The 16,127-nt window shown below is 61.1% G+C and carries 11 protein-coding genes and 1 riboswitch; of the genes, 7 read left to right on the top strand and 4 right to left on the bottom strand.

Going from position 1 to position 16,127, the window contains the following annotated elements:
- Positions 1–13 precede the first annotated feature (13 nt).
- Entirely contained in the window at positions 14–2,155 is a 2,142-nt protein-coding gene (locus AB4O16_RS11600) for a methyl-accepting chemotaxis protein (RefSeq protein WP_460157761.1), read from the bottom strand.
- 272 nt (positions 2,156–2,427) lie between these two features.
- Here AB4O16_RS11600 and AB4O16_RS11595 point away from each other — a divergent pair, with 272 nt between their 5' ends.
- Positions 2,428–3,246 (top strand): M48 family metallopeptidase, encoded by an 819-nt coding sequence (locus AB4O16_RS11595; protein ID WP_160390399.1) that lies wholly within the window; start codon positions 2,428–2,430, stop codon positions 3,244–3,246.
- 149 nt (positions 3,247–3,395) lie between these two features.
- Here AB4O16_RS11595 and AB4O16_RS11590 read toward each other — a convergent pair whose 3' ends face one another.
- From AB4O16_RS11590 to AB4O16_RS11580, 3 genes are all read right to left on the bottom strand, one after another.
- Positions 3,396–3,980 carry a TMEM165/GDT1 family protein gene (locus AB4O16_RS11590; protein WP_008016665.1) on the bottom strand — a complete coding sequence of 195 codons (585 nt, stop codon included), beginning with the start codon at positions 3,978–3,980 and terminating at the stop codon, positions 3,396–3,398.
- Between the two features lie 89 nt (positions 3,981–4,069).
- Positions 4,070–4,194: riboswitch (yybP-ykoY riboswitch) on the bottom strand.
- A gap of 39 nt (positions 4,195–4,233) precedes the next feature.
- Positions 4,234–5,232, bottom strand: a complete 999-nt coding sequence (locus AB4O16_RS11585) for a class I SAM-dependent methyltransferase (RefSeq protein WP_160390398.1) — start codon at positions 5,230–5,232, stop codon at positions 4,234–4,236.
- 30 nt (positions 5,233–5,262) lie between these two features.
- Positions 5,263–6,228: a 2-hydroxyacid dehydrogenase gene (locus AB4O16_RS11580; RefSeq protein WP_460157760.1), complete on the bottom strand. Its 966-nt coding sequence runs from the start codon at positions 6,226–6,228 to the stop codon at positions 5,263–5,265.
- A gap of 92 nt (positions 6,229–6,320) precedes the next feature.
- Here AB4O16_RS11580 and AB4O16_RS11575 point away from each other — a divergent pair, with 92 nt between their 5' ends.
- From AB4O16_RS11575 to AB4O16_RS11550, 6 genes are all read left to right on the top strand, one after another.
- Positions 6,321–6,950: a LysE family translocator gene (locus tag AB4O16_RS11575; RefSeq protein ID WP_460157759.1), complete on the top strand. Its 630-nt coding sequence runs from the start codon at positions 6,321–6,323 to the stop codon at positions 6,948–6,950.
- A gap of 159 nt (positions 6,951–7,109) precedes the next feature.
- Entirely contained in the window at positions 7,110–8,792 is a 1,683-nt protein-coding gene (locus tag AB4O16_RS11570; protein ID WP_160390395.1) for a fatty acid--CoA ligase, read from the top strand.
- A gap of 338 nt (positions 8,793–9,130) precedes the next feature.
- Positions 9,131–11,032: a DUF1302 domain-containing protein gene (locus AB4O16_RS11565; protein WP_160390394.1), complete on the top strand. Its 1,902-nt coding sequence runs from the start codon at positions 9,131–9,133 to the stop codon at positions 11,030–11,032.
- Positions 11,033–11,060: 28 nt separating this feature from the next.
- The gene (locus tag AB4O16_RS11560; RefSeq protein ID WP_160390393.1) at positions 11,061–12,425 is read left to right on the top strand and encodes a DUF1329 domain-containing protein; all 1,365 of its coding nucleotides are present in this window, start codon (positions 11,061–11,063) and stop codon (positions 12,423–12,425) included.
- 176 nt (positions 12,426–12,601) lie between these two features.
- Entirely contained in the window at positions 12,602–15,340 is a 2,739-nt protein-coding gene (locus tag AB4O16_RS11555; protein WP_460157758.1) for a LuxR C-terminal-related transcriptional regulator, read from the top strand.
- Positions 15,341–15,427: 87 nt separating this feature from the next.
- On the top strand, positions 15,428–16,069 hold the full coding sequence (locus AB4O16_RS11550; RefSeq protein WP_223588427.1) for an MBL fold metallo-hydrolase: 642 nt from the start codon (positions 15,428–15,430) through the stop codon (positions 16,067–16,069).
- The last annotated feature ends 58 nt before the right edge of the window (positions 16,070–16,127 follow it).

Below are 16,127 nucleotides of genomic sequence, written 5' to 3'. Positions count from 1 at the left end.
TGGGGCCCTCGGATCAAACCCTGAACTGATTGATCAACCGCCGCTGCTGCTCGGCCAGTTTGGTCAGATCCGCACTGGCCGCACTCGACTCATCCGCGCCACTTGCCACCTCATTGGCCACTTGCCCGATGTTGATCACGTTGCGGTTGATATCGTCCGCCACCGCACTTTGCTCTTCGGCGGCGCTGGCGATCTGGGTGTTCATGTCGTTGATCACCGACACCGCCTGGGTAATGGTTTCCAGCGCTTCGGCAGCCTTGGCCGCGTGCTGCACGCTTTCGTCCGTGCGGTTCTGGCTGTCTTCCATGACCCGCACCACATCCCGCGTGCCCTGTTGCAGCTGCTGGATCATGGCCTGGATTTCTTCGGTAGCCTTTTGCGTCTTCTGCGCAAGGTTGCGCACCTCGTCGGCCACCACGGCAAAACCTCGGCCCTGTTCACCGGCGCGGGCGGCTTCGATGGCCGCGTTCAAGGCCAGCAGGTTGGTCTGCTCGGCGATCCCGCGAATGGCGGTGAGGATGGCGTTGATGTTTTCGCTGTCCTTGGCCAGGGTTTGCACCACGCCCACGGCCCGGCCGATTTCCACGGCGAGCGCGCCGATCGAGTTCGAGGTGTCGCGCACGATCTGCATGCCCTGGCTGGCGGCCTGGTCGGCATGGCTGGCGGCCTGTGCGGCCTGGGTCGCGTTGCGCGCCACGTCCTGGGCGGTGGCGGTCATCTCCTGCACGGCGGTGGCCACCTGATCGATCTCGGCCATCTGCTTGTGCACGCCGGTGTTGGTGCGGATGGCGATGTCGGCGGTGTGTTCCGACGAGTCGCTGACGCTCTGCACCGACGTCACCACCTGGGTGATCATTGCCTGCAACTTGGCCAGGAAAGTGTTGAAACCTTTGGCGATCGAGCCCAGCTCATCGGCGCGGTCGCTGGTGAGGCGCCGGGTCAGGTCACCTTCGCCCTGGGCGATATCGTCGAGCATGGCCACCATCTGTTTGAGTGGGCGGGCGATGCCATGGCCCACCAGCCAGATCACCAGCAAGCCGATCGCGGCAATCACCAGGCCGACCATCGCCATGCCGAAGGTGTCGGATTTGCGCTGTGCGTCCAGGTCGCCCTGGAGTTTCTGCAGGTCCGCCATCACCGCGTTCAGCGGCAATTGCAGCATCAGGGTCCAGCGGGCGTCGGTCTGGCCGATGCCGAAAGGCAGGTACAGCTCGATCCGGCCCTGGGCCTTGTCGACGCTGTAGGTGACTTCGCCGCGCTTGAGATTGGCCATGTTGGCAATCTGCTTGCTGTCGAGGATGTCGCTGACCTTCTCGCCGAATTTGCTCGGATCCTTGGTGTAGGCAACGATCCGGCCATTGCCGCCGATCAGGGTCATTTCCCCGGCACCGCCATAAAGCTTGTGGTTGGCGCCCAGGAGCATTTCCTGAATGAAGTTCACCGACAGGTCGGCGCCGACGATGCCCTGGAAGGCACCGTTGAGCATGATCGGTTCAATAAAGGAGGCGAGCATGACGATCTTGTCGCCGACCTTGTAAGGCGCTGGGTCGATCACGCAGGATTTTTTGCTTTCTTTCGAGCACAGGTAGTACTCGCTGGCGCGCACGCCGGTGGACAGGGTCTTCTGGTCGTCGACGTCCACCAGCTTGTCCAAGCCCAGGGTGCCGTCGTCGTTGCGGAACCACCAAGGCAGGAAACGCCCGTTGGCTGCGTCGATGCCGGCTACCTGGGTGCCGACATAGGCCGCGTCGTTGTGATCCAGGGCGTCTTTTTCCCAACCGATGTAGGTGCCGAGGATTTTCGGGTTCTTGACCACGTTTTCCTTGATCAGGCCGATCAGTTGCTCGCGGCTGAGGCTCAGCGAAGGCTGGCCATCGGCGCCCGGTGTGCCGATCAGGGCGTTGACCCGCACCAACCCACCGGCAATCAGCAGCGGCGCTTCGAGTTCACGCTGGATCTGGCTGACCTGGGTTTGTGCCAGGGAGGTCAGGCGTTGTTCGATGACTTGCTCGAATTGGGCCTGGGTCCGCTCCTGGACCATGTCTTGCGTGCGGGCGCCGGAAAACAGCGCGTACACCACCAGCGCGGCCACGACACTAAGGACAATGGCGCCGGCAAGGGCCGCCACGGAAAACTGGATCGACTTGAATTTCATGGGGGCTCCGCACGCGAAAGGACGTCTGCCCGGGTGTATCGGCAGGGAGGCGGGCAGGCATGAGCGCGAGCAACGTGAATGACTGTTTTTGCGTGGCGGATGTCGTAATTGAATCAATGCGCGGCGTGATGGACTGCGGGTTGTCGCCGTATGTGAATTTTTTTCTACGGCGATGAGAGCTTTGTCCGAATTGCGCGTCTTATGTCCATTGTATCTGGCGTCGATACATATCCACGCCTAGGATACGCGGCAGGCTTTCAGGGAGTTTTTTGATGAACAAGATTTTGGTTGTCAGTGCACTGGGCGCGGCGCTGCTGCTCGCCGGTTGCCAGTCGGTCAATACCACCAGCGGCGGTGCCGTAGGCGTTGAGCGCAAACAGTACATGTTCAGCATGTTGTCCGCGCAAGAGGTCGACCAGATGTACGCCCAGTCCTATCAGAAGACAGTGGGCGAGGCATCCACCAAGGGTGTGCTGGACAAGACCAGCAATGATGCCAAGCGGGTTCAGGCGATTGCCGACCGGCTGATTGCCCAGGCGCCGAACTTCCGCCCGGACGCGGCCCAGTGGAAGTGGGAAGTCAACCTGATCAAGAGCGATGAGCTCAACGCCAACTGCGGCCCTGGCGGCAAGATCATCTTCTACACCGGGTTGATCGACAAACTGCAACTGACCGACGATGAAATCGCCGCGATCATGGGGCATGAAATCGCCCACGCCCTGCGCGAACACGGTCGTGAGGCGATGTCCAAGGCTTACGGCATCGAAATGGCCAAGCAGGGCGCCGGTGCGTTGCTCGGGTTGGGGCAGGACAGCCTGGCCCTGGCCGATACCGTGGCCAACTACGGCATGACCTTGCCCAACAGCCGCGCCAATGAAAACGAAGCGGACCTGATCGGCCTGGAATTGGCCGCCCGCGCCGGCTACAACCCGAATGCCGCGATCACCCTGTGGAACAAGATGAGCAAAGTCTCGGACGGTGCGCCACCGGAGTTCATGAGCACTCACCCGGCCTCGGCGAGCCGTATTGCGGCTTTGCAGGCGGCGATTCCGAAGGTCATGCCGCTTTACGAGCAAGCCAAGAAATCCTGATCGTCATGCGGTGATGCTGATGGCGCCATCGCGAGCAAGCTCGCTCCCACAGGGTTATCTGTAGAGCACAAAATTTGTGTACGACATAAATCACTGTGGGAGCGGGCTTGCCCGCGATGAACGATAACGCGGTCTACTGACGTACTCCGTCAAACCCACCCGCTGCTCTGCATCGCCTTGTACACCGCGACAATCGCCAGGATGAAGAACGCCGACGCCGCCAGTCGACGGATCAGGGTCAATGGCAATTTGTCTGCGGCAAAGTTACCGGCCAATACCACGGGCACGTTGGCAATCAGCATGCCGAGGGTGGTGCCGATGATCACCAGCCACAACTCCGGATATTGCGCAGCCAGCATCACGGTCGCGATCTGCGTCTTGTCGCCGATTTCCGCCAGGAAGAACGCGATCAGCGTGGTCAGGAACGGTCCGAACTTGCGGGCGGTGCTGGCTTCGTCGTCATCCATCTTGTCCGGGACCAGGGTCCACAACGCCGTGGCGGCGAAGCTCGCGGCGAGGATCCAGTGCAGCATCGTATCCGAGAAGAAACTCCCGACCCAGGCACCCACCGCACCGGCGGCCGCGTGGTTGGCCAGGGTCGCGGCGACGATACCGGCAATGATCGGCCAGGGCTTGCGGAAGCGGGCGGCGAGAATGAGCGCGAGCAGTTGCGTCTTGTCGCCGATTTCGGCCAAGGCAACGATTGCGGTGGGTACGAGTAGTGAATCCAGCATCAGGGGTTTTCCTAAGGGGCGGGTCGACACGGCTATGACACGTACAGCCTTCCCGCCCCGGGTAAGGTGTTCGTGTCATAGGTCTTGTCAAACCCTGCGATCCATCTGATGTGGATGCTTGGGTCGCATGCGCCATGGTCTGTTGACCAAGTATGTTGACGCATGCCGGACGAGCGTGGCGCTCGTGGGAGACTACTCCCCTAGGACGGAGCGGATTCTGCCTAGACAAAATCCTTTCGGCAAGTACAAATTTTCAGCCGCGCTTGGCCCGGTAGATCCGGAACCCCTGTCCTTCGGCCTTGATCGCACACACGCCTAGATGCTCTTCGATCAGCGGCTGATACTTCAGGAAGCTGTTCGCGACCAGGCGAAGTTCGCCGCCGTTTTTCAGATGTTTGGCTGCTTTTCGCAGCAAGTTCTCGGTAGCGAAATAATCGGTGTGTACGCCGACATGGAACGGCGGATTGCTCAGAATGGCGCTCAAACCCATCGGTGCGGCATCGATTCCGTCACCGGTAATCACCTCGGCTTCCAGACCATTGGCCGCCAGGGTCAGGCGACTGCTGGCAGCGGCAAAGGCGTCCACATCGAGCATCGTGACCTGATTGTGCGGATAACGACGTTTCACCGCCGCGCCCAGGACGCCTGCGCCGCAGCCGAAGTCCAGCAGGTGACCGCTGGGCAGTTTGTCCAGGTGTTCCAGCAGCAGCGCGCTGCCGCGATCGAGGCGACCATGGCTGAACACCCCCGGCAGGCTGATGACCTTCAACGGGCCTTCGGCCAGCGGCAGTTCGTAGGTCTGCGCCAGGCTTTCCAGCGGTTTGGCTTCAGGCGCGTTGGCCACGGTGACCAGCCAGAGCTGGCAGTGGCGCGCGCTGTCGAGCTTGCGTGGCTTGCCGAACGGGTTGAGTTGTTTGGCCGCGCCTTCGATGCCGCTTTTTTTCTCGCCGACCAGATACAGCTCGCGGCCGGCCAGGCGCGAGGCGAGGGCGTTGAGGATGTAGTCGGTCAAGTCCTTGGACTTGGGCAGAAAGACCACGGCGCAATCGAACCCGCGTTCCGGTGCATTCACGCCAAAATGGCTGCGCCCCTCGAAACGGGCGTCCAGCGCGGCCTGATCGCCGGCGTGCCAGCACCAGCCATGAGCTTCTGGCAGGCGGCCCAGCAAGTCGTCGGCGGGCAAACCGGCCAACAACACCGAACCCTGGAATAACTCGGCCTGACGAAGCAGTACTTCACTGCGCGGATCCATAACTGCTCCTTAAAAAAGTGCCGCAGTTTATCAACTGACGACCCGCAGCGCCTTACCGCTGAAGTACCCCAGTGCGTTTTCGGTCACTTGGCCAACGATTCGCTGGCGCGCCTCGCGGCTGCCCCAGGCGTTGTGCGGGGTGACGATCAGGCGCGGAATGTCGTGGGCCAGCAGCGGATTGCCATTAACGGGCGGCTCGACGCTCAGCACGTCCGTCGCGGCGCCGCCCAGATGCCCGTTGCGCAAGGCGTCGGCCAGGGCCTGTTCGTCGATCAGACCGCCGCGTGCGGTGTTGACCACGAACGCGCCGGGTTTCATCGCGGCCAGTTCACGGGCGCCGATGAAGTGGCGGGTGTGTTCGTTGAGCGGGCAATGCAGGGTCAAGGCGTCGATTTGTGGCAGCAGTTCGTTCAGCGGCAAGCGGTCCGGCCGGGCGGGGCGTCCGGGAATCTGCCCCAGCAGTACACGCATGCCGAACGCTTCAGCCAGCCGTGCCACAGCGCCACCCAGTTCGCCGTGACCCAGCAGGCCAAGGGTTTTGCCTTCGAGCTCGACGATCGGGTAATCCAGCAGGCAGAACTGCCTGGCCTGCTGCCAGCGGCCTGCGTCGACGGCTTTTTGATAATCGGCCAGGCGCGTGGCCAGGTTGAGCAGCAGCATGATCGTGTGCTGCGCCACCGACGGCGTGCCGTAACCCTGGCAGTTGCACACCGTAATCCCGTGGGCGCGGGCGGCGGCCAGGTCGACGTTGTTGGTGCCGGTGGCGGTAATCAGGATCAGCTTGAGATCAGGGCTGGCGGCCATGGCGGCGGCGTCGATCAGAATCTTGTTGCTGATGGCGACGGTGGCGCCCTTGAGGTGTTCGATGACTTGACCGGGCAAGGTCTGCGCGAACAACTGCAAATCGCTGAAACAATCGCGCAGCGGGCCGAGATCAAGGTCGCCGAGGTCCAGGGATGGATGATCAAGGAAAACGGCGCGGCGAGTGTTCGTCATCAACTGTACCTTTTGTGCAATGAACTGAAGGCGTAATCTGCCGAGCCTACCAGATGAAATAAATAGTTACGCTTGGCCTGAAGGAGCCCCACATGTACTGGACAGAGTTCTTGACCGTTGCCCTGATTCACTTGCTGGCCGTGGCCAGTCCCGGCCCGGACTTTGCCGTGGTGGTGCGCGAGAGTGTTACCCACGGCCGTCGAGCAGGCACCTGGACCGCGCTGGGTGTGGGTACGGCGATTTTCCTGCACGTGGGTTATTCGCTGTTGGGTATCGGCCTGATCGTGTCCCAGTCGATCGTGATGTTCAATGCCTTGAAATGGGCCGCCGCCGCTTACCTGCTGTACATCGGTTACAAGGCGCTGCGCGCGCAGCCGGCCAAGCCTGTGGCGGACGATCTGCACAAGGAAGCCGGGGAGCGCACGGCCCGTGGTGCTTTCACCTCGGGTTTCGTCACCAACGGTCTCAACCCGAAAGCCACGTTGTTCTTCCTCTCGCTGTTCACCGTGGTGATCAACCCGCACACACCACTGGCCGTGCAGGCCGGTTACGGGGTTTACCTGGCGGTGGCGACAGCGGCCTGGTTCTGCCTGGTGGCGATGTTGTTCAGCCAGCAACGCGTACGCGCCGGGTTCGCGCGCATGGGGCACTGGTTCGACCGGACCATGGGTGCGGTGCTGGTTGCGATTGGCGTGAAGCTCGCCTTTACCGAAATGCATTGATTGCGTGGGCGGCACAGGCATTGAATTCCTGCAGATGCTGGCGCAACGCTAGCATCTGCGGGGCTCTGCAAATCATTCCTTTGGCTGATTTGGCTGACGATCAAGGGCACTACAGTGCGTACTTTCAGTCACGTCCGTGCAGTCAGAAAAGGGATTCTTATGTTGCAGACTCGCGTTATCCCCCCGGCCGAAGGCGCTTACCAGTACCCGTTGCTGATCAAGCGGCTGCTGATGTCCGGTGCCCGTTATGAGAAAACCCGCGAGATCATCTACCGCGACAAATTGCGCTACAGCTACCCGACCCTGATCGAACGGGTGGCCCGCCTGGCCAACGTGCTGACAGCGGCCGGGGTCAAGCCCGGGGATGCCGTGGGTGTGATGGACTGGGACAGCCATCGCTACCTGGAATGCATGTTTGCCATCCCGATGATCGGCGCGGTGATCCACACCATCAACGTGCGTCTGTCGCCGGAACAGATCCTCTACACCATGAACCACGCCGAGGACCGCTTTGTGCTGGTCAACAGCGAGTTCGTCGGTCTGTACAAGGCTATCGAAGGGCATCTGACCACCGTCGACAAAACCCTGCTGCTGACTGACCTGCCGGAAAAAACCGCGGACCTGCCGAATCTCGTCGGCGAATACGAAGAGTTGCTGGCCGCGGCGAGCCCGCAGTACGACTTCGAGGATTTCGACGAAAACTCGGTAGCGACCACGTTCTATACCACCGGCACCACCGGCAATCCCAAGGGCGTGTACTTCACCCATCGGCAACTGGTGCTGCACACCATGGGCGTGTCGACCATCATGGGCGCGATCGACAGCGTGCGCCTGCTGGGCACCAACGACGTGTACATGCCGATCACGCCGATGTTCCACGTGCACGCCTGGGGCTTGCCGTACGTGGCGACCATGCTTGGGCTCAAGCAGGTCTACCCCGGTCGCTATGACCCGGAATACCTGGTGGAGTTGTGGCGCAAGGAGAAGGTCACGTTTTCCCATTGCGTACCGACCATCCTGCAGATGGTCCTCAATGCCAAGGCCGCGCAGAACGTCGACTTCGGTGGCTGGAAAATCGTCATCGGCGGCAGTGCCCTGAACCGCACGCTATACGAGGCGGCCAAGGCAAAAGGCATTCAATTGACCGCTGCATACGGCATGTCGGAAACCGGGCCGCTGGTGTCGTGCGCGCACCTCAACGACGAATTGATGGCCGGCACCGAAGACGAACGCACCACCTACCGGATCAAGGCCGGCGTGCCGGGCCCGCTGGTGGAGGCGGCGATCGTCGACACCGAGGGCAACTTCCTGCCCGCCGATGGCGAGACCCAGGGCGAGTTGGTGCTGCGCGCACCCTGGCTGACCGAGGGCTATTTCAACGAGCCGCAAAAGGGCGCCGAACTCTGGGCCGGTGGCTGGCTGCACACCGGCGACGTGGCGACCCTGGACAGCATGGGCGTGATCGACATTCGTGACCGCATCAAGGACGTGATCAAGACCGGTGGCGAATGGATCTCCTCCCTGGACCTGGAAGACCTGATCAGCCGTCATGTGGCGGTACGTGAAGTAGCAGTGGTGGGCATCCCCGATCCGCAGTGGGGCGAGCGGCCATTTGCCCTGCTGGTGCTGCGTGAAGGTCACGCCATCGGCGCACGGGAGCTCAAGGAACACCTCAAGCCGTTTGTGGAATTGGGGCACTTGAGCAAGTGGGCGATTCCAAGCCAGATCGCCCTTGTTACTGAAATTCCCAAGACCAGCGTCGGCAAACTCGACAAGAAGCGCATTCGTGTCGACATCAGCGAATGGCAGGCCACCAACAGCACCTTCCTTTCGACGCTTTAAGCGCCTCTCGGCGTGCCCGAAAGGGCACGCCAGCCCCACCAAGCAAGCGCTTGGCTTGTCAAATCGAAATTTTCAGCCATCCTTGCCGTGCCGACGGGCGTCGGACTGGCGAAAGGACTGTTCCAGAGTGGCTGGCAGGTGCAAATCACACTTTAGAGGGATCAAGCTCAACTACCTGCTGGCTATAGTCCGCTCAAGGATTTTTAAGAACGGGGCAACCGCACGAACCGGGGCGATGCAACTTTGGAGTGACTTTGGGATGCCATGGCTCCCGGTTATCCACAACGTTTTTAGAAGTGCTCATGCCATAAAAATAAAATGCACATGGAGTAGCGTCGATGACATCAGTAAACCAGTTCTGGCGCCGGGCGAAACTGCCCCTGGCAGTCAGTCTTGCCTCTACGCTCGCCGGGCCAGCATTCGGCGTCAGTTTCAACGTCGGTGAAATCGAAGGTCAGTTCGACTCATCCCTGTCCATCGGTGCCAGTTGGTCTACCGAAAGTGCCAACAAGAACCTCATCGGTGTCAACAACGGCGGCAAGGGCCTGTCCCAGACTTCTGATGACGGTCACCTGAACTTCAAGAGCGGGGAAACCTTCTCGAAGATCTTCAAGGGCATCCATGACCTTGAACTGAAATACGGCGATACTGGCGTTTTCGTCCGTGGCAAATACTGGTACGACTTTGAACTGAAAGACGAAAGCCGTCCGTTCAAGGACATCAGCGACGAGGGCCGCAAGGAAGGCGCCAAGTCCGCCGGCGGCCAGATCCTCGATGCCTTCGTCTACCACAACTACTCCATTGCCGATCAACCAGGCTCCGTGCGTCTGGGCAAACAGGTCGTGAGCTGGGGTGAAAGTACCTTCATCGGCGGCGGCATCAACTCGATCAACCCGATCGACGTGTCGGCGTTCCGCCGTCCGGGTGCCGAGATCAAGGAAGGCCTGATCCCGGTCAACATGTTCTATGTGTCGCAGAGCCTGACCGAAAACCTCTCGGCCGAAGCGTTCTATCAAATTGAATGGGACCAGACTGTCGTCGACAACTGCGGCACGTTCTTCTCCCAGCCAGACATCGTTGCCGATGGCTGCGACAACAACCTGCGCGTGCTGAACAAACGCTCGCAAATTCCGGCCATTGCCCTGGGGCCTCTGGCCGCCAACGGCGTCGACGTCAACAACGAAGGTGTCCTGGTGCGTCGTGGCCCCGATCGTGATGCCCGCGACAGCGGTCAGTGGGGTGCGTCCTTCAAGTACATGTTCGATCCGCTGGACACCGAGTTCGGCGCCTACTTCATGAACTACCACAGCCGTGCGCCGATTTTCAGCGCTACCGGTGCGCCGCAGTCGGTCTACAACACTGCCGCGGGACTTCCAGGCCCATTCGCTGCACTCGCGCCACTGCTGGTGGCAGGTAACTCGCAATACTTCATCGAATACCCCGAGGACATTCGCCTGTATGGCTTGAGCTTCTCCACCACCCTGCCTACCGGTACGGCGTGGAGCGGTGAGATCAGCTACCGTCCGAACGCTCCGGTGCAGCTCAACTCCACCGACATCCTGTTCTCCGGTGTGCGTCCTATCGGCAACAACAACCCGAACAACCCGTTGACCAATGCATCGCTGCTGACCGGCGTGCCGGGTCAGGACCTGCACGGTTATCGTCGCAAGGAAGTCACCCAGTTCCAGACCACCCTGACGCACTTCTTCGACCAGGTCATGGGCGCCAGCCGTCTGACCCTGGTAGGCGAAGTAGGCGTGACCCACGTGGGCGGCCTGGAAAGCACTTCCGACGTTCGTTATGGCCGCGATCCGGTCTACGGCCCGGGTGAGTTGCCAGCCTCTGGCGCGCTCGATACCTGCGTGGCGCTCAACACCAGCACCATCAACGGTGCCGGCCCGGGTACGCCGACCAACAACCGCAGCCGCAACTGCGACGACGAAGGTTTCACCACCGCGACTTCGTGGGGCTACCGCGGTCGTGCCATCTGGGAATACAACGACGTGTTTGCCGGCGTGAACCTCAAGCCGAACGTTGCCTGGTCCCATGACGTGAGCGGTTACTCCCCTGGCCCTGGCGGCAACTTCGAGGAAGGCCGCAAGGCGGTCAGCCTGGGTGTCGATGCCGAATACCAGAATACCTACACCGCGAGCCTGGCCTACACCAACTTCTTCGACGGCAAGTACACCACAGTGGATGACCGCGACTTCGTTGCGCTCAGCCTCGGCGTGAACTTCTAAGCACAGTATTTTCAGGACGAACACACATATGAAAATAACAAAAAGTCTGTTCCACGCCGGTGTTCTGGGGCTTTCGCTGTTGGCGACCAGCGTCATCGCGGCGGTTCCCCAGGCCGAGGCCGACAAGCTGGGCAAGAGCCTGACCCCGATGGGCGCGGAAATGGCGGGTAACGCCGACGGTTCGATCCCGGCCTGGAAACCCATGGCGAAGAACGCCGGTACGGTCGACAGCAAAGGTTTCCTGTCCAACCCGTTCGCCAGCGAAAAACCGCTGTTCACCATCACGGCGCAGAACGTCGACCAGTACAAGGAAAAGCTCGCACCGGGCCAGTACGCGATGTTCAAGCGCTACCCGGAAACCTTCAAGATGCCGGTCTATCCGTCCCATCGCGGTGCTACCGTGCCGGATGACGTGTTCGCCGCGATCAAGCGCAACGCCACCAACACCAACCTGGTGTCCGGCGGCAACGGCCTGGAGAACTTCGAAACCGCCGTGCCGTTCCCGATTCCGAAAACCGGCGTGGAAGTCATCTGGAACCACATCACCCGTTATCGCGGTGGTAGCGTGACGCGCCTGGTAACCCAGGCCACGCCACAGCCGAACGGCTCGTTCAGCCTGGTGTACTTCCAGGACCAGTTCGTGTTCCGCGACAAGATGAAGGACTACGACCCGAAAAACCCGGGCAACATCCTGTTCTACTTCAAGCAGAAAGTGACCGCGCCGGCGCGACTGGCCGGTGGTGTGCTGCTGGTTCACGAAACCCTCGACCAAGTGAAAGAGCCGCGTTCGGCGTGGGTCTACAACGCCGGTCAGCGTCGTGTGCGTCGTGCCCCGCAAGTGTCCTATGACGGTCCGGGTACCGCAGCCGACGGCCTGCGTACTTCCGACAACCTGGACATGTACAACGGTGCGCCGGATCGTTACGACTGGAAGCTCGAAGGCAAGAAAGAGATGTACATCGCCTCCGACAGCTACAAGCTCGACGACCCGAACCTCAAGTACACCGATATCATCAAGGCCGGTCACATCAACCAGGATCTGGCGCGCTACGAGCTGCGCCGGGTGTGGCATGTGGTTGCCACGTTGAAAGAAGGTCAGCGTCACATCTATGCCAAGCGTGACTTCTACATCGACGAGGATACCTGGCAGGCCGCAGTCATCGACCATTACGACGGTCGTGGCCAGCTGTGGCGCGTAGGTGAGGCGCATGCCGAGAACTACTACGACAAGCAAGTGCCGTGGTACGCCCTCGAAGCCCTGTACGACCTGCAGTCGGGTCGCTACCTGGCGCTGGGCATGAAGAACGAAGAGAAGTCGGCTTATGACTTCGGCTTCACTGCCACCACCAGCGACTTCACCCCGGCCGCCTTGCGTCAGGATGGTGTTCGCTAAGGTGAACTGAATAGAGGCTGTACCCTCTGAAAACGCCCCGACTGGTTCGGGGCGTTTTTTTTTGCTTGTAGACTTTTTGTAGCCATTTGTAGCAATTGCCTTCATTCCCTATCCGTTTACGGCTAGTCTGCGGACATCTGCAACGCCGCCACCCGCAATTCAAACAAGAGCCGGCTATGACTGATTTGTCTACACCCCCAGGTTCTGCACAGGTTGCTGTCGCGACACTCGACGGGCGTTTCTTCCGCCCGCCGTTGCCCGACGGCCATGTGCTGCGTCCACGTTTGTGCGAACGTCTGAGTGCCGGGCTCGCAGGCAGGCTGCTGCTCGTCAGTGCACCGGCAGGGTTCGGCAAGAGTTCGCTGGCGGTGGAGTTTTGTCAGGGGTTGCCGGCGCACTGGCAAAGTCTCTGGCTGGGGTTGAGCCCCAGGGACAGTGACCCGGGACGTTTTCTCGAGCGACTGCTGGAAGGCCTTCAGGATTATTTCCCGAACCTGGGCAGGCAGTCCCTCGGATTGTTGAAAATGCGCCAGCGCCATCAGCCGTTCGCATTCGAAGAATGGCTGGATGGCCTGCTCGACGAGTTGGCCGTGCACCTGTCCACTGCAACGCCATTGCTGCTGGTACTGGATGATTACCATCTGGCCCAGGGGCCGGTGCTGGACCGTTGCCTGCAATTTTTCCTCAATCATCTACCCGATGGCTTGCTGGTGATGGTCACCAGTCGCCAGCGTCCCGACTGGCACCTGGCGCGACTGCGGCTGTCGCGGCAACTGCTTGAGTTGCATGAACAGGATCTGCGCCTGACCCACGACGAGGCCTTGAGCCTGCTCGATCGGCACAGCAGCTCCTTGCGTGGCGAGGCACTGGAGAACCTGATCCAGCGCAGTGAAGGTTGGGTCGCGGGGTTACGCTTCTGGCTGTTGGCCGCCTCGGAGGCGGGCACCGATGGCGCACTGCCACAATCGTTGCACGGCGGGGAAGGGCTGATCCGCGATTACCTGCTCGAAGAGGTCATCGATTGCCTGCCCGCCGAAGTCCAGTCGTTCCTCTATGACACGGCGCCTCAGGAACGTTTTTGCAGCGAACTGTGTGATGCCGTTCGCGACGCCCATGACAGCGGCGAGATCCTGCGCTTCCTGCTCGCCCATCAAGTGTTCCTGGTGCCGCTGGACGAGCATGGCCATTGGTATCGATACCACCACCTGTTTTCCGATCTGTTGCGCACGCGGCCACCTTCCCGGTCGATGGTCCCGGCTGCCAGCCTGCACCTGCGTGCCTGCCGCTGGTTCAATGCCCAGGGATTGCTCGATGAGGCGGTCGAACAGGCCTTGCGTGCCGGTCACCTGGACGTTGCGGCGAACCTGGTGCAAAACCTCTCCGAAGAGCAACTGCTGGCCGAGCAGAACGTCGGCATGTTGCTGCGCTGGAAAATGGACTTGCCTGACAGTTTGCTGATCAGCACGCCGCGGTTGATCGTGCTCTACAGCTGGGCGTTGGGCATGGCTTGCCAGCTGGATGCCGCCGAGGAACTGGCCAGCCATTTGAGTCGTTTCCTGCCCGCTCCGTCGGCCACCGCACAGAAGTCCATGTTGGCTCAGTGGCTGGCATTGAGCGGCATCATTGCCCGTGGGCGCGGCAACCGTGAACTGACACTGCGGCACTGCCGCGAAGCGTTGGAAAGCCTTCCGTCCAAGCGCTACGGGCAACGCCTGATGTGCCTCTCGACCCTGTCCAACCTGGCCATCGCCGACGGCGATCTGTGGCGGGCACGGGGCTTGAACCGCGAATCCCTGGAGCTGGCGCAACGGGTCGGCAACCCGTTGTTCGAAGCGCTGGCACACTACGATCGCGCCCGGGTGTTGCAGGCCCGGGGCGAAATCTGTCGGGCGCTGGAGGAGGTCCGCCAGGGCATGCAGCGCCTGCAGAGCCTGTCTGCGCAACGGCTGTATGCGGTTCGTGCACGGCTGACCTTGTATGAAGGTTTTTTACTGGCCCTGCGCATGCAGCCGCAATTGGCGCGAGTGCGGTTGCAGGCCGGGTTGAGCGAGGCGCGCGCCTGTCGTGACATCAGCGTGCTGATCGGCCACTGCGTGATAGCCAGGCTGGAGGGCAGCAGCGGCGAGTTCGCCAAGGCCTTTGCCGAACTGGCCGAAGCCGAACGGCTGATGCACATCTGGGACGTGCCACCGATCTACTACCTGGCCATGATCACCCTGGTCAAATGTGAACTCTGGCTGGCCCAGGGGCGCACCGATCTGGCCGAAGCCTGGCTGGCGCGTCTGGGGCAGACCTATAACGGCGAAAACGCGGCGGCCCCACCAGAGTTCCACCCGCAACTGCCGTTGCATATCGAACTGCAGCAAGCCTTGCTGGAAGTCATCCAGGGCCAGCCGATGCTGGCCGAAGGACGGTTGAATGCGCTGCTCGAACACGGCCAGCAAAGCGGTCGACAGATGCTCAGTGCCATGGCGCTGACCCAGAAAGTCGCGTTATTGCTGGGCAACGGACGCGAACCGGAAGCACGCAAGGCACTGGCCCAGGCGCTGGACGCCGCTGGTGGAGGGGTGCTGCAACCCTTTGAGTGCTTGCTGGCCGAGCATCCGGACTGGCTGCGAGGGCAGCTTCAACATTATCCGCCAACCCCCGTTTCCCTGAGCCTCAGCGAAAAACTGCCGGCATCGGCCAGCCGTTCCGCAGTGGAGTCCTGCGTGGCCGCGGAACAACTCAGCGCGCGGGAACTGGCGGTCCTGCGATTGATCGCCCAAGGCTGCTCGAACCAGGAAATCAGCGATCAACTGTTTATCTCCCTGCACACGGTCAAGACCCACGCCAGTCACATCAACAGCAAGCTCGGGGTCGAGCGGCGTACTCAGGCGGTGGCGCGGGCCAAGGAACTGGGAGTGCTGGGTTAAGGATTTTTCACGTTACTTGTCGCGGCCATTGGCTGGATACTCAATTGTGCGAAAATCGCTCGTCCCCGTTTATCGAGCAGGCCCCCGATGTCCCAGCAACCCACTCTCATCCGCGAAACCTTCCCCGTCGGCCCGTTGCAGTGCAACTGCACGATCATCGGCGATCCGGTGACGAAAAAGGCCATTGTTGTCGATCCGGGTGGCAATCATGAACTGATTCTGGCGCGTCTCGATGCCTTGGGGCTGAAAGTGGTCAGCATCATTCACACCCACGCGCACCTCGATCATTTCCTGGCGTCCGGTCAGCTCAAGGAGAAAACCGGCGCAACCTTGCATCTGCACAAGGAAGACCAGTTTCTGTGGGACAACCTGGAAATGCAGTGCCAGATGTTCGGTGTGCCCTACACTCCGGTGCCGTCGCCGGACCGCTGGCTGGCCGATGATGAAGAGCTGGCCTGCGGCTGTGGCGTGGCGCTGCACACGCCTGGGCACACACCAGGGTCAATGAGTTTCTGGTTTGCCGATGCCAAGCTCCTGATTGCCGGTGACACGTTGTTCAAGCGTGGGGTAGGGCGCACGGATTTGTGGGGCGGCGACCAGGCCACCATCGTGCGTTCGATCAAGCAGCGTTTGTACACCCTCGACGAGGAGGCGATAGTGGTGGCCGGGCATGGTCCGGATACCCGTCTGGGCGATGAAATGCGCGAAAACCCGTTTGTACGGGCCTGATTTGTAACGAGCGGAATTTTTATTCCAGGAAGTGATCCAACGCCCGCAAAGGCTAATG

The sequence above is a fragment of the Pseudomonas sp. S2_H10 genome (assembly GCF_054668285.1).
The sequence above is the reverse complement of the archived record's forward strand: the minus strand, read 5'-3'. Positions and strand labels throughout refer to the sequence as shown.

Coding starts and splice junctions, on each gene's coding strand:
- AB4O16_RS11600 (WP_460157761.1), bottom strand. CDS start 2,155: ATGAAATTCAAGTCGATCCAGTTTTCCGTGGCGGCCCTTGCCGGCGCC.
- AB4O16_RS11595 (WP_160390399.1), top strand. CDS start 2,428: ATGAACAAGATTTTGGTTGTCAGTGCACTGGGCGCGGCGCTGCTGCTC.
- AB4O16_RS11590 (WP_008016665.1), bottom strand. CDS start 3,980: ATGCTGGATTCACTACTCGTACCCACCGCAATCGTTGCCTTGGCCGAA.
- AB4O16_RS11585 (WP_160390398.1), bottom strand. CDS start 5,232: ATGGATCCGCGCAGTGAAGTACTGCTTCGTCAGGCCGAGTTATTCCAG.
- AB4O16_RS11580 (WP_460157760.1), bottom strand. CDS start 6,228: ATGACGAACACTCGCCGCGCCGTTTTCCTTGATCATCCATCCCTGGAC.
- AB4O16_RS11575 (WP_460157759.1), top strand. CDS start 6,321: ATGTACTGGACAGAGTTCTTGACCGTTGCCCTGATTCACTTGCTGGCC.
- AB4O16_RS11570 (WP_160390395.1), top strand. CDS start 7,110: ATGTTGCAGACTCGCGTTATCCCCCCGGCCGAAGGCGCTTACCAGTAC.
- AB4O16_RS11565 (WP_160390394.1), top strand. CDS start 9,131: ATGACATCAGTAAACCAGTTCTGGCGCCGGGCGAAACTGCCCCTGGCA.
- AB4O16_RS11560 (WP_160390393.1), top strand. CDS start 11,061: ATGAAAATAACAAAAAGTCTGTTCCACGCCGGTGTTCTGGGGCTTTCG.
- AB4O16_RS11555 (WP_460157758.1), top strand. CDS start 12,602: ATGACTGATTTGTCTACACCCCCAGGTTCTGCACAGGTTGCTGTCGCG.
- AB4O16_RS11550 (WP_223588427.1), top strand. CDS start 15,428: ATGTCCCAGCAACCCACTCTCATCCGCGAAACCTTCCCCGTCGGCCCG.